Source organism: Arthrobacter sp. JUb115 (assembly GCF_004365035.1).
In the GTDB taxonomy this organism is placed as follows: domain Bacteria; phylum Actinomycetota; class Actinomycetes; order Actinomycetales; family Micrococcaceae; genus Glutamicibacter.
In genome coordinates this window covers 72,027-84,837 of sequence record NZ_SOBS01000008.1, presented here as the reverse complement: position 1 = coordinate 84,837, position 12,811 = coordinate 72,027, and the positions used below count along the sequence as shown (strand labels likewise).

Sequence of the window (12,811 nt, the reverse complement as noted above, 5' to 3'; positions counted from 1 at the left end):
ATTCAGCCATCGAGCAAGAAAGGCAGCAATGAGTACGCTGTTCACCAAGATCATCAACGGGCAGATCCCGGGCCGCTTCGTGTGGGAGGACGAAACCTGCGTGGCGTTCTTGTCCATCGGGCCGCTCTCCGACGGGCACGCACTGGTGGTTCCGCGCGAGGAAATCGACGAGTTCACCGATGCCTCCGACGAGCTGGTTGCGCACCTGACCCTGGTCGCGGCCAAGATCGGGCGCACCCAGAAGCGCGTGTTCTCCGCGCAGCGCGCGGGCCTGATGATCGCCGGATTCGAGGTGCCGCACCTGCATGTGCATGTCTGGCCGACCAACTCGCTGGCGGACTTCGACCTGTCCAATGCGGCCGATAACCCGGATCCGGTGGCCATGGACAAGAACGCGCAAGCGCTTCGCGCGGGCCTGCGCGAAGATGGCCACGGGGAATTCGTGCCCGAGGCCTAGCCGGTGCAATTCATCCGCTACCAGGGCACCGAGCCCAATCACCGCGGCGTGCACCTGGGGATTTTCGCGCTGGCCAATTCCCTGGGCCACGGCGGGAAGCTGAGCGCCGCCGAACACGCCATCTGGCGTGCGGGCAACGACTGGTACGACGCTGCCTATCCGAACCCGAGCCGCACCCATCGGGCAATCTACGATCATGCGATCAACCCCGGGGCCGTGGCGTGGTTCAAGGGCAGCGCGCAGCACCTGCTGGAGCGCGTCGAGCCGTATTTGCGGTTGCTCGACGCGCACCGGATCGGCTGGGAGAAGCTGGAAAGCAGTGCTCCGGGCACCATCATCTACGAAGATGACGTGCAGGTGATCGCCACGCCCGCAGTGCCCTAGCCCTTCACCCGGCGCATGGTCATGTGGGAGGTGACGCGGCGGACCGCCGGCAGCGCGGTCAGCTTGGGAATCAGGTCCCGGTCGTAGGCCTCGGCATCGGCCACCTGGATGCGCAGGAAGTAGTCGGGCTGGCCGTAGAGGCGGCGTATTTCGGTAACGCCGGCAACGGTGTCCACCGCCTTCTCGAATTCGTCGAGGCTGTGCTCGTTGTTCATTTCGACGTCAATGGCCACGGTAACCTCGAAGCCCCTGCCATAGGCCTTGGGATTGACGATCGCCTTGTAGCCATGGATGATTCCCTCGGCCTCCAGGCGCTGGACGCGGCGCAGGCAGGGAGCGGGGGTCAGGCCCACCCTGCGCGAGAGCTCGAGGTTGCTGATGCGGCCGTCATTTTCCAGTTCGGCAATAATTGCGCGGTCAAGATCATCCATGCATCTATTATTGCCGATCCAACCCGTCGGTTGGCTAGAATTGGCAACCATATTTGGCTTGGAATTTCCTAATATTGCTTCATGAGCGAAAAACTGGCAATTAAAGGTTCCCGGCCTTTGTCCGAAGAGGACCGATGGCAGCAGATCAGGCTGGGCGCGAAAAATGTGCTTCCCGCCAGTCTTGCGGTCATGCCATTGGGCCTGGCCCTGGGCGTGCTGCTGGTGCGCTCGGGATTGCCCTGGTGGTCGGCTCCCTTGCTTGCCGGGCTGGTGTTCGCCGGTTCCCTGGAATTCCTCTTGATCGGGCTGCTTGCCGCCGTGGCGCCGCTGTCCCATATCGCCCTGACCACGCTGGTAGTCAATTTCCGCCACGTATTCTATGCGATCTCTTTCCCGCTGCACCGGGTCAAGGGCCAGGGGGCGAAGTTCTACAGCATGTTTGCGCTGACCGATGAGGCCTATGCGCTGACCCTGCAGGCCGAGCGGAAGGACTATTCCTCGACGCGGATCCTGGCCATCCAGAGCCTGTTCCATGCAAGCTGGACCACCAGCGTGCTGGGCGGATCGCTGCTGGGCGCAATGATCCCCGAATCCATCAGGGGTCTGGAATTCGCGGTGACCGCATTGTTTGCCGTGCTGGCGATCGAAGCGTTCAAGGCCTACCGCAGTGTGCCGCTGTCCATGCTGGCGCTGATCAGCGCCGTGGCGGCCAGCTGGATCGCACCGCAGAGCATGATGGTGGTAGCCATGGCGATTTTCCTGGCCGGACTTGCGGCGGCCTACCTGCTGCGACGGCGCACCGGCACCGCTCAGCAGGCCGGCGGGCAGCAGGCGGGAGAAGCAGCCGATGCCCGATAGCCTCTACCTCTTCTCGGCCATCGCGTTGAGCACCGCAGTGACCTTCGGGCTGCGTGCCTTGCCCTTCGCCTTCATCGCCAAATTGCGCAGCAACGCGTTCATCAACTACCTGGCGCTGCGCATGCCCTTGGGAATCATGGTGGTGCTGGTTGCTTCCACGGTGCCTGCCGGCATTGCGGATCCGGCCGTGGCGTGGCCGGTGGCCACCGCCCTGGCGGCCACCGTGGTGCTGCACCTGCTCAAGTCCAATGCGGTGCTCAGCGTGCTGGGCGGTACCGCCGTCTACGTTGGGATCCTCAGCTGGCCGCTATAGCTGCGCCAGCGAATCCTTGATCGCCTTGCGGATGCGCTTTTCGCTGACCGAATAGGCGGTGCCCAGCTCTTGGGCGAACAGCGAAATGCGCATTTCCTCCAGCATCCACTTCACCTGGGCCAAGTCCGCCGGCACCCGGGCTCCGGGCGGAACCCGATCCAGGGCGGTATCGTATTCGTCTTCCAGCTTCTGGATCACGACCAGGGCCTGGGAATCACGGGTGACCGCACCTGCGCGCAGCTTCTCCAAGCGCATCTCGATGCCCTGCACATAGCGCGGCAGGCGCATCAGGTTCGCTGCCCCGGTGGCCGCGATGAAGCCCGGATAGATCAGCTGCTCGAGCTGGGAGCGGATATCGGTGACTGCCGCGAACATCGCCAGGGAGTTGGTGCTCTTCAGATCCTTGTTGATCCGGGTCGAGGAGCCGAAGACCTTCGCCACGATCGCGGTAATCGTGAAGACCGTGTCGATCTGCTCGGCGCGCACCGTCTCGAACAGCGCCTCGAATTCGGCGCGGTTCATCGGCAGCTTCTCGGGCACCAGCTGGTCTACCGCGGCCATGGTGCAATCGGCAATCAGCTTCTCGATGGACCCGTGCGGGTTCTGCGTGAACACCAGCTTCTCAGCGTTCTTCAGGTGCGAAATCACGAACTTCCCGGCAGGCGGCAAGCGCAGCATCAGCAACCGGATGACACCGGTGCGGTGCGCCGCATCGCGCTCGGCCTGGGTGCGGAAAACACTCAGGTCGACCTTTTCGCCGGTGTCCATCAGCCCCGGATAGGCGGTGATCTGCTGGCCCATCACCGTGGTGGTGACCTTGGCAGGCAGCGTATCGCCCAGGGTTTCGCCTGATGATTCCAGCTGCGGCCAATGATCCAGCGACTTCTGGTCCCAGGCGCCGGTGGCCGCCGCTGCGGTGGCCGCGGCGCCCTTCTTCTTGGACTGCGCCTTCGACGCGGCCGCAGGCCTGCCAGGCACCCCCGGCTTGCCGGTGGCGACACCGGGGGAGTTGACCCCGCTGGCCAGCGCGGCGCGGTTGGCCGCGGCGAACTTGTACTGCAAGGCGGCCAGGTCATCGCCGCTGCCCAGCGCCTTCCCCGAAGCATCGGTGACGGTGAAGCCGAAGCGCAGGTGCGCGGGCAGCGTGGAGAAATCGAACACCGAAGGCTCGACGACCATGCCGCGCAGCCGGCGCAGCACCAGCGCCAGGGAATCGGCCAGGTCATCGGCCGCCGGATCGAAGTCCGCCTCCAGCATGGCCAGCGCCTTGGCCGCCACATCCGGGGCGGGCACGAAGTTCTTGCGGATGGCCTTGGGCATCGAACGGATCAGCGCGGTGAGCAGCTCGTGGCGCAACCCCGGAATCAGCCAGGCGAAGCGCGCGGGATCCAGCTGGTTCAAGAACACCACCGGGACCGTGAGCGACACGCCATCGCCTTCTCCTGGGGCGGCCGCCGGGTTGTACTCGTAGGACAGCGGCAAGTGGATGCTGCCCAGCTGCCAGGTGGTGGGGAACGCGGCCTCGTCAACCGCATCGGACTCGGCCAGCAGCGCCTCGGGGTCGAAGTCCAGCAGCGAGGGATCGGTGGCGCGGGCCTTCTTCCACCAGCGGTCGAAGTGGCGCTCCGAGTAGACCTCGGCGCCCACCCGGGCATCGTAGAAGGCGAACAGGTCTTCATCGGAAATGCGCAGGTCATGGCGGCGCATGCGGGTTTCGAGCTCTTCGACTTCTTCGAGCAGCGCCCGGTTCTTGGCGAAGAACTTATGGTGGGTGCGCCAATCGCCCTCCACCAGCGCGTGGCGGATGAACAGCTCGCGAGCCAGGTCCTTATCCACCCGCCAGTAGTGGAACTGGCGGCGCGGGATGATCGGCAGGCCGAAAAGCGTGACCTTCTCGTAGCCCATGACCGAACCGGTGCGCTTGGACCAGTGCGGCTCGGAGTGGGTGCGCTTGAGCAGGTGCGGAGCCAGCTCTTCCACCCATTCGGGGGAGATGGCCGCGTTGGTGCGGGCCCACAGCCGCGAGGTTTCCACCAGCTCGGCGGACATCACCCAGGTCGGGGACTTCTTGAACAGGCCCGAGCCGGGGAAGATCGCAAAACGGGTGCCGCGCGCGCCCAGGTAGTCGCGCTTGCGCTCATCGTAGAGCCCGATGTGCCCCAGCAGGCCCGACAGCAGCGACTTGTGCACCTGGTCCTCATTGGCCGCCGGGTCGATCGGGGCGGCCGCCATGGTGATGCCCAGCGGCTTGGCCAGCTGGCGCAGCTGGGTGAACAGGTCCTGCCACTCGCGCACGCGCAGGTAGTTGATGAACTCGTTCTTGCACAGCCGGCGGAAAGCGGAGGAGGACAGGTCCTTCTGCTGCTCCTGCAGGTAGGCCCACAAATTCAGCAATGCAATGAAGTCGGACTTGTCATCGGCGAAGCGCTTATGCAGCTCCACCGCACGATCACGCTGCCCGGTCTCCTCGCTGGGACGCTCGCGCGGGTCCTGGATGCTCAGCCCGGCAGCCAGCACCATCACTTCCTTGGCGACCCCGCGCTGTGCGGACTCGACGATCATCCGGCCCAGGCGCACATCCAGCGGCAGCACCGCCAGCGCCCTGCCGGTTTCGGTCAGCTTCGCGGCCTTGTCCTGCTCCAGCGCACCGAGCTCGCGCAGCAGGTTCACGCCATCGGTGATGGCCTTGGCTTCGGGCGGCTGGACGAACGGGAAGCTGGCAACCTCGGCGGCCGAAGCGACCACGCCCATGGAGATCATCTGCAGGATCACGCTGGCCAGGTTGGTGCGCAGGATTTCCGGGTCGGTGAATTCGGGACGCGCCTCGTAGTCGGGCTCCGAGTACAAGCGGATGGCGATGCCCTCCGACACGCGGCCGCAACGTCCCGAACGCTGGTTGGCGCTGGCCTGGGAGACGCGCTCGATGGGCAGGCGCTGCACCTTGGTGCGGTGCGAGTAGCGCGAAATGCGGGCGGTGCCGGTATCGATCACGTACTTGATGCCCGGCACCGTCAGCGAGGTCTCGGCGACGTTGGTGGCCAGGATGATGCGCGGGGCGCCACCGGGGTGGAAGACCCGGTGCTGCTCGGCCAGCGACAGCCGGGCGAACAGCGGGAGCACCTCATAGCGCGGCAGGCGCTTATTGGCGGTGACCATGGCGCGCAAGGCTTCGGCCGCGTCGCGGATTTCGCGCTCGCCGGAGAAGAAGATCAGGATGTCCCCGGGCGCTTCGCCGCTCAGTTCCTTGACCGCGTCGGTGACCGCATCCAGTGGGTCGCGTTCTTCCTCCAGCGTGTTCTCCGCGGCCTCGTCCGCGTCGACATCGAGCTCGGCCTGCAGCGGGCGGTAGCGCAATTCGACGGGGAAGGTGCGCCCGGAAACCTCCAGGATCGGGGCAGGCTCGACGCCGCCGCCGGGCAGCGGCTTGCCGAAGTGCTCGGCGAAGCGCTGCGGGTCGATGGTGGCGGAGGTGATGATGATCTTCAGCTCGGGGCGCTTGGGCATGATCTGCTTGAGGTAGCCCAGCAGGAAATCGATGTTCAGGCTGCGCTCGTGGGCCTCGTCGATGATGATCGCCGAGTATTTCTTGAGCAGCTTGTCGCGCTTGATCTCGGCTAGCAGGATGCCGTCGGTCATCACCTTCAGCTTGGTCTTGCGCGAAACCTCGCCGGTGAAGCGCACGTGGAAGCCGACTTCCTCGCCGATTTCGGTGCCCATTTCCTCGGCGATGCGCTCGGCCACGGTGCGCGCGGCCAGGCGGCGCGGCTGGGTGTGCCCGATCATGCCCTTCTCGGCCAGGCCGAGCTCGATGAGCATCTTGGGAAGCTGGGTGGTCTTGCCCGAACCGGTTTCGCCGGCGATTACCACGACCTGGTTTTCGCGGACCGCGGCGAGGATGTCCTCGCGGCGGGCTGAAACGGGAAGGGCTTCGGGATACGTAATGCTGAGCGCCATGATGTTCCCATTCTATTCGCGCCACGCATTTTCGTGGTGGCCGCCGGGCCGAAGCCCGATTCGGGGCAGGAAATGTGCTCCCGGACGCATTGCTCCATGAGTCAAATTTTCAGATTGTCCAAGCAATTGTCGACAAGTTCGGGCCGGTAAATACAAAACTTCCAGATTCTGCTTCCCGGCGGAGCATTTGTGTCCACAAGAATCCGTATCAAGATGCAAACGTCTAGGAATCGACCTTGATTGTAGGCAAGGTGAGGTCGTTCACATGTAAGATCGGGGGTAATCATCGACGTGATGCCTGGACGGTTCCCGCATGCTGCGCACCAGTTGCGCTTCATAACCAGGCTTCCGCGCTATCGGTGGGAATCACTCGCAAGGGAACTTTGAAAGGAACTTCAATGAAGAGCTTCACCGCCATGAAATTCGCTGCCATCGCAGCAGCTGGCGCACTGGCCCTGACCGCCTGCGGCGGCAGTGGCGAGCAGGGCACCGCGGAGGGCGGCGACGAGGCCGTCAAGATCGGCATCTCCCAGTTCGTCTCGCACCCTTCGCTGGACGCAGTGGTCACCGGCTTCAAGGCAGGCATGGAAGAAGCCGGCTACACCGGCGAGAAGATCAGCTACGACGAGAACAACGCCGAAACCGATCAGGCTACCAACACCTCGATTGCCGGCAAGCTCGCCGCTGATTCGGATATCGACCTGGTGCTGGCAATTGCCACCCCATCGGCCCAGGCTGCGGCGCAGGCGATTACCAAGGTCCCGGTGCTCTTCTCCGCTGTGACCGACCCGGTTGATGCCAAGCTGGTCGCCTCCAATGAAGCTCCGGGCGCGAATGTCACCGGCACGTCGGACATGAACCCGGTCGACGAGCAGCTGCAGTTGCTCAAGGACCTGGTGCCCGATGCCAAGAAGGTCGGCATTGTCTACTCCTCGGGTGAAGCCAACTCCGCAGTCCAGGTGAAGATGGCCAAGGAAGCAGCCAAGGGCCTGGGCTTGACCATTGAAGAAGCCGCTGTCTCGGCGTCCAGCGAAGTCCAGCAGGCCGCCAGCTCGCTGGATGTCGACGCGTACTACGTTCCGACTGACAACGCTGTCGTTTCTGCCCTGGAAGGCCTGCTGCAGGTTGCCGAGAAGAACGGCGTGCCGGTCATTTCGGCTGACGGCGAGTCCGTCAAGCGCGGTGCTACCGCAACCTACGGCATCAACTACGAGAAGCTGGGCGCGCAGACCGCTGCCATGGCCGTGAAGCTGCTCAAGGGCGAGGCCGAGCCGGCAACCCTGCCGGTGGAGACCATCTCCGAGGTCGATCTCTACCTGAATGAAGATGCCGCCAAGAAGGCAGGCATCGAATTCACCGACGAGATGAAGTCCGAAGCCGTAGAGGTCTACTAAGCCCCGGCAACAACTTACCGACGCAAGGCGAGGCGCATAACCTGGTGCCTCGCCTTTCGTCGTGATTACCTGCAAAACTTACAACTCAAGGATCCACACATGATCACAGCGGTTGAACTCGGCCTGATTTACGCCATCATGGCGCTCGGGGTGTACCTGACCTTCCGTATCCTGGACTTTCCCGACCTGACTGTCGACGGCAGCTTCACCACCGGTGCCGCCGTCGCCTCGGTGGGCATCGTGAACGGGATGAATCCCTGGCTGGCCACCGTGCTGGCCTTCTTCGCCGGCATGGTTGCCGGTGTCATTACCGGCCTGCTGCATACCAAGGGCAAGATCGACGGCCTGCTCGCCGGCATCCTGACCATGATCGCGCTGTACTCGATCAACCTGCGCATCATGGGCAAGGCCAACACCCCCTTGCTGGGGGAGGAGACCCTGATCAGCCCGATGCGCGTCTCGGGCCTGCTCGGCTCCTGGGCGTCGGTGGCCATCCTCTTTGCCGTCTGCCTGGTCTTCGTGGCAGCGATCGTCTGGTTCCTGCACACCGAGCTGGGCATGGCCATGCGGGCCACCGGCGACAACCAGGAAATGATCCGTTCCTTCGGCGTGAGCACCGACAACCAGAAGATCCTGGGCCTGGCGCTGTCCAACGGCCTGGTGGCGCTGTCCGGAGCGGTCATCGCCCAGTACCAGGGCTTCGCCGATATCGGCATGGGCATCGGCCTGATCCTGATCGGCCTGGCCTCGGTCATCGTCGGCCAGGCGATCTTCACCCAGCGCTACATCTGGCTGGCCGCCATCGCGGTGGTCTTCGGCGCAGTGATCTACCGCCTGGTGATCCAGATGGCCCTGTCGGCAGGCCTGGAGGTCAACGACATGAAGCTGATCTCCGCGGTCCTCGTCGTCGTCGCCCTGCTGCTGCCGAAGTGGAAGGGCTTCCAGAAGATCATCAAGAACTTCAAGCGCACCCCAGCAGAAGTTGAAACCAAGGAAGAGGTTCGCACCAATGCTTGAAATCAAGAACCTGTCGCGCACGTTCTTCCCGGGAACTGTCAACGAGCGCAAGGCGCTGCGCAACATCAACCTGAACCTGTCCGACGGTGAATTCGTCACCGTCATCGGCTCCAACGGCGCCGGCAAGTCCACCGTGCTGAATATGGTTGCAGGCAAGCTGCAGCCCGATGCCGGTTCGGTGTCCATCGCGGGGAAGAACGTCACCAGGATGGCCGACTACACCCGCGCCAAGTACATCGGCCGGGTATTCCAGGACCCGATGGCCGGCACTGCGCCGACCATGTCCATCGAGGAGAACATGGCGCTGGCCTACGCCCGCGGCCGTTTCCGCGGCCTGGGCCTGGGCGTAGGCTCCAAGCGGCGCGAGCTGTTCGTCGAGGAACTCAAGAGCCTGGAACTCGGTTTGGAAGGCCGCTTGAAGACCAAGGTGGGCCTGCTCTCGGGCGGCCAGCGCCAGGCGCTGAGCTTGCTGATGGCCACCTTCTCCAAGCCCAAGATCCTGCTGCTCGATGAGCACACCGCGGCCCTGGATCCGCAGCGTGCCGCGCTGGTCTCGCGCCTGACCAAGGAAATTGTCGAACGCCACCAGCTGACCACGTTGATGGTGACGCACAATATGGAACAGGCCTTGCAGCTGGGCACCCGGCTGATCATGATGCACGATGGGCAGATCATCCTGGACCTGGACCAGGAAGAGAAGTCCAAGATGACCGTCAAGGGCCTGCTGGAGGAATTCAGCAAGATCAAGGGCGCACAGCTCGATGACAAGACCATGCTGCAGTAGCCGCTGGCCAGCATCTGCGCAGGCTCCGCACCCGATGGGTGCGGGGCCTGTCGGGTTTAAGGCAGCGGTTTGCGAAGGCGGTGCTCGACGCGTCCTGAGCTCCGGTCGATGACTTGCTGTCCTGTCCATTGGTACCCGCAACGGCGATAGAGCGCCTCGGCACATGCATTGCTGGCGATCAGCAGACTGGACATGGCTGGGGCAGTGACCAGCAGGATGGATCAGTTCTACACCTGTCGGCCTGCCTGCGCTGTCAAGATCCTAGTTCACGAGGTACGGCATGCTAGAAGACTCGATTTCTGCCGTTTCAACTGCTAGCTCATGAGAGAGCGCGACATGCGCGGCCGCAGCTCTGGCATCGTAGGTGGCATTAATGGGTTTACTCATGCAGCTGATCTTCGATACTCAATATGAATTTGAGAAATATTCATGCAGTTAAAGATGCATTGCTATAAACCTGCCTAGGATTAACACCTTCTGCGAAACGAATGGTGGACTATTGAGAACCCGTAGCGCGTACATAGCTGCAGCGACAGGAGTCGTCGGTCTGGCTCTCATCACTGGATTGCTGTCGGGTTGCTCTTTGACTGGGAAATACTCCGATGAAACCTGCGACGGCCGCAAACCCGTCAGCTCGTTAGAGCAGGCGGGCACGGAATTGGTAGTTGCTGCGTATGCTGGCGATCGGACTGGAGTTTGCCGGGTTACTTCGCCATTTCCAGGAGGAAACCTGGATGACCAGATGGTCAGCCAGACTCGGCAGATTCTAGAGAACCACGGCATTACACCTGAAAATGTGTCGGTCGTGGTTGGAGAGCAGTTTGGAAGCGCAGTATCCGTTCACCTGACTGATGGTAGCCAGTATGCTCGGCACTCACTGTGGGTCGGTGGCCATAGTATCCGTGAGGAAGGATTCACTATAGGGCTACCGGAGGAACTGTATCCTGCTGCGCCCGAGCATCCGGCATCCCAGTCATCCACGGTTGATCCCTAAGCTTTGCAATTCTAGTGATTCAGGATTCTTGGCATCCGGGTATCTCGTAAGCGCGATACAAAGCGAAATTTCCCCGGCTATTGCTCTAAGTGGAGCTTTGGTTCCCTCTCGGCAATGCCGGTTAGGCTTTCGCCGAATCATTAGCGCGGACAGTCAGCTGCCGCGCGATGTCTTTAGGCTTTTCGCCTAGTGTCCAAATGAAAAATCGGAAACGCCTGTCTATTCTTCATTCGTGGCATAAACAGTGACCCAGACTCCCACCGGCTCTTTGAATTCGAGCTGTACCTCATTGGTGTTGATTTGATGTGCCGGGGTAGAAAGGCTCGTATATATTTCTGAATTCGAATCGCAACCACTCGCACCGGTTTTTGATCCACCTAGCAGGATAATCTCCCAAGGGGACGTTGCATCACATGAAATTATGAAGCCAACTGAATCAAATCCTCCGGGAAGATCCCCGAGGCGCAGAGTGGTCGAGCCCACGGAATGAGTTTCATTGAGAATCTGGAAGGAGTCTTCGCTCTGGGCGAGGAATTCGGCATGCTTCTTTAGGGGATCTGGCGATTCCGAGGTGCTGGCCGACGTATCTGACGAAGGAATCTCTCCAAGCGCTGTCTCAGGGGAAGTCGAAGGGCTGCATGAAGACAGTGCCAAAGCAATCACAGAAGCAAGTGAAATGATTCCAAAGAGGCGTTTCGTCATGTGTCAAGATTATCTTTTAGCGGGATAAAATCAAGAGTTCATGAGAGTACTTCGATTTCCCGCGTTTTCGCTCGGGTAGTTTGCCGAGGAACTCTTGAATGGCAGCGATGCGAATTCAGTGTCGAGTGGATGGCGTATCGCTCTTTCCATCAAGCGGTGGGCAGTTAGCGGCCGCGGGCAATTTGATGCGGGTATCGCCATCTCGGATTGGTGACGAGCCCGGTCCATGCCGGCAGTAGTTCCCGAATAGGCCGGTCGGGTCGACTCCGAGATCCCCTATGTGCAGTTCTGGATTTGAAGCAAGGTCGCCGAGCGGTCCCAGAGTTGCTTCGCTAGTACCTCATCATGGATCAGCGGGTTGACCTTCGATGCGATCTTTCCCGACTCGTAGTAGGCGCCCGGTTCGAATTGCACGCCAGGCTTCGCCTCCGCAAGCCAGACGAGCTGGTCGGCACCCTTGCTCGAGTCGACCGTGAAGAAGCGCCTAAGCGGACCGTGGTAAAGGAACTTCAATAACCCCTTGGAGTCCGAGGCGAAACTGGTGCCAACGATCCCGGGGTGGAACGCCACGGCGTTAATCCCGGAACCGCCAAAGCGCCGCTGTAATTCCGAGGTGAACAGAATGTTCGCCAACTTTGCATTGCCGTAGGCGGCCCTCGGTGAGTAGCTGTTTTCGCCCTGTAGGTCCGCAATGTCGAATTTGGCCATGAGACGCGCAGCCATGCTGGCGGTCTGAATGACCGTGGCACCCGAATCGATTAGTCGTTGCAACAACAGATTCGTGAGCAGGAAGGGCGCGAGGTGATTGACTTGGAAAGTCTTTTCGAATCCATCCACGGTCAGTTCGCGCTCTGCCTTGATCCCGCCGGCATTATTAGCCAGCACATCAATTCGGGGATACTTCTGGAGCAACTGCGTGGCCAGGCCGCGTACCTGTGCGAGCTGGCTGAAGTCTGCCACGAAATAGCTGGCGCCTAGCTCATGGGCGATGGCCTGGGTTTTGGTTTGCGAACGACCGACAACGACAATCTGGTGCCCCTGTCGTGAAAGTTCTCGGGCCGATGCGGCCCCGATCCCGTCGCTGGCTCCGGTAATGAGAATGGTTTTTTTCATGGTGCCCTTAAGCGCTTGTTGGTTTATCCGAGTTTAGGGCCTAGCCGAAGCTAAAGGTTGTGGCGACGGGGAAGCTGCCAGAAAATGCTGAACGGAGAAGATTCGTGGCCTCGCGCGAGCTGCGGCGTGAGAAGAAGAGCGAAAAAAATAGCAGGCCCTGGTAACCAGGACCTGCAATTTAGGTGGTGCCCCTGAAAGGAATCGAACCTTCGGCCTTCTGCTCCGGAGGCAGACGCTCTATCCACTGAGCTACAGAGGCGTGTTGCTGGGCAACAGAAAAAATACTATCAGGTCGTCACTTGATCTGCGCAATTCCAGCACCTTGGCACGCATGTGTTGCAAAAGTCACCGGGTTGGGCCAGTCTCACAGGCGATGCAAGTCATGAATGCTGAAGAAGCACGGCAATTGC

Annotated in this window: 12 protein-coding genes and 1 tRNA gene; 7 read left to right on the top strand and 6 right to left on the bottom strand. The window is 61.6% G+C overall.

The genetic code is table 11. The features are described from left to right. The first annotated feature begins 28 nt into the window (after positions 1-28). Together EDF61_RS13980 and EDF61_RS13975 are read left to right on the top strand one after the other, a co-directional pair. Positions 29-457: an HIT family protein gene (locus EDF61_RS13980; protein WP_105662573.1), complete on the top strand. Its 429-nt coding sequence runs from the start codon at positions 29-31 to the stop codon at positions 455-457. 3 nt (positions 458-460) lie between these two features. Next, on the top strand, positions 461-841 hold the full coding sequence (locus tag EDF61_RS13975) for a hypothetical protein (RefSeq protein WP_105662574.1): 381 nt from the start codon (positions 461-463) through the stop codon (positions 839-841). On the opposite strand, the gene EDF61_RS13970 is transcribed toward EDF61_RS13975, so the two are convergent. Beyond that, a complete protein-coding gene (locus EDF61_RS13970) occupies positions 838-1,272 on the bottom strand; it encodes an Lrp/AsnC family transcriptional regulator (protein WP_105658391.1) in 435 nt (144 codons plus the stop codon). The two genes, EDF61_RS13975 and EDF61_RS13970, sit on opposite strands and share 4 nt — an antisense overlap. Before the next feature lie 81 nt (positions 1,273-1,353). On the opposite strand from EDF61_RS13970, the gene EDF61_RS13965 reads away from it, so the two are divergent. Continuing rightward, complete coding sequence (locus EDF61_RS13965) at positions 1,354-2,130, top strand: AzlC family ABC transporter permease (RefSeq protein WP_133834477.1); 777 nt, start codon at positions 1,354-1,356, stop codon at positions 2,128-2,130. Further along, positions 2,120-2,443, top strand: coding sequence for a branched-chain amino acid transporter permease (locus EDF61_RS13960; RefSeq protein ID WP_105658393.1), 324 nt, complete (start codon positions 2,120-2,122; stop codon positions 2,441-2,443). Before EDF61_RS13965 ends, EDF61_RS13960 begins: the two co-directional genes overlap by 11 nt. Here EDF61_RS13960 and hrpA read toward each other — a convergent pair. Further along, positions 2,438-6,397, bottom strand: a complete 3,960-nt coding sequence (hrpA, locus tag EDF61_RS13955) for an ATP-dependent RNA helicase HrpA (RefSeq protein WP_133834476.1) — start codon at positions 6,395-6,397, stop codon at positions 2,438-2,440. The two genes, EDF61_RS13960 and hrpA, sit on opposite strands and share 6 nt — an antisense overlap. Before the next feature lie 398 nt (positions 6,398-6,795). Between hrpA and EDF61_RS13950 the strand changes: the two genes are divergently transcribed. The 3 genes from EDF61_RS13950 to EDF61_RS13940 all read left to right on the top strand — a co-directional run bounded on the left by EDF61_RS13950 (position 6,796) and on the right by EDF61_RS13940 (position 9,592). Then, the gene (locus tag EDF61_RS13950; RefSeq protein ID WP_105658395.1) at positions 6,796-7,791 is read left to right on the top strand and encodes an ABC transporter substrate-binding protein; all 996 of its coding nucleotides are present in this window, start codon (positions 6,796-6,798) and stop codon (positions 7,789-7,791) included. A 99-nt stretch (positions 7,792-7,890) separates the two neighbouring features. After that, positions 7,891-8,808 (top strand): ABC transporter permease, encoded by a 918-nt coding sequence (locus EDF61_RS13945; RefSeq protein WP_133834475.1) that lies wholly within the window; start codon positions 7,891-7,893, stop codon positions 8,806-8,808. Beyond that, a complete protein-coding gene (locus tag EDF61_RS13940; RefSeq protein ID WP_133834474.1) occupies positions 8,801-9,592 on the top strand; it encodes an ABC transporter ATP-binding protein in 792 nt (263 codons plus the stop codon). The genes EDF61_RS13945 and EDF61_RS13940 overlap by 8 nt, the downstream gene beginning before the upstream one ends. A gap of 261 nt (positions 9,593-9,853) precedes the next feature. On the opposite strand, the gene EDF61_RS19120 is transcribed toward EDF61_RS13940, so the two are convergent. From EDF61_RS19120 to EDF61_RS13925, 4 genes are all read right to left on the bottom strand, one after another. Then, positions 9,854-9,979 carry a hypothetical protein gene (locus tag EDF61_RS19120; RefSeq protein WP_286134315.1) on the bottom strand — a complete coding sequence of 42 codons (126 nt, stop codon included), beginning with the start codon at positions 9,977-9,979 and terminating at the stop codon, positions 9,854-9,856. A gap of 826 nt (positions 9,980-10,805) precedes the next feature. After that, entirely contained in the window at positions 10,806-11,288 is a 483-nt protein-coding gene (locus EDF61_RS13935; RefSeq protein ID WP_133834473.1) for a hypothetical protein, read from the bottom strand. Between the two features lie 276 nt (positions 11,289-11,564). Next, positions 11,565-12,401, bottom strand: a complete 837-nt coding sequence (locus EDF61_RS13930) for an SDR family NAD(P)-dependent oxidoreductase (RefSeq protein WP_133834472.1) — start codon at positions 12,399-12,401, stop codon at positions 11,565-11,567. Between the two features lie 183 nt (positions 12,402-12,584). Continuing rightward, positions 12,585-12,660 (bottom strand) — tRNA-Arg (locus tag EDF61_RS13925). Between the last annotated feature and the right edge of the window lie 151 nt (positions 12,661-12,811).